At 63.6% G+C, this 250-nt stretch carries 1 protein-coding gene; it reads right to left on the bottom strand.

Annotation, left to right across the window (positions count from 1 at the left end; genetic code table 11):
• The coding region (locus SB725_RS32825; RefSeq protein WP_410923652.1) for a TonB-dependent receptor domain-containing protein at window positions 1-250 on the bottom strand (250 nt) is incomplete at both ends.

Below are 250 nucleotides of genomic sequence, written 5' to 3'. Positions count from 1 at the left end.
CGCATGTGCTCCTGGTCGAGGTTGCCGGGGCCACGGGTCTTGACGAAGTACTGGGCGCTGTTCTGGCCGTAGACCGGGGTGCTCAGGCCGGTGACCCGGTAGCTCCAGTTGACGTTGTTCTCGAACATGTCCGGGGAGCGGATGGCTTCCGAATACACCGCCCGCAAGCCGTGGCGCGGGTTGATCAGGTAGTTGACCGCGATCCTCGGGGTCAGGGAGTTGCCGGTCAGCTGGGTGTCTTCGTACATAG

The sequence above is a fragment of the Pseudomonas sp. SIMBA_041 genome, assembly GCF_046535095.1.
Lineage (GTDB): Bacteria > Pseudomonadota > Gammaproteobacteria > Pseudomonadales > Pseudomonadaceae > Aquipseudomonas > Aquipseudomonas mucoides.
Note: the sequence above shows the minus strand (reverse complement) of the source record. Positions and strands in the feature narration are given on the sequence as shown.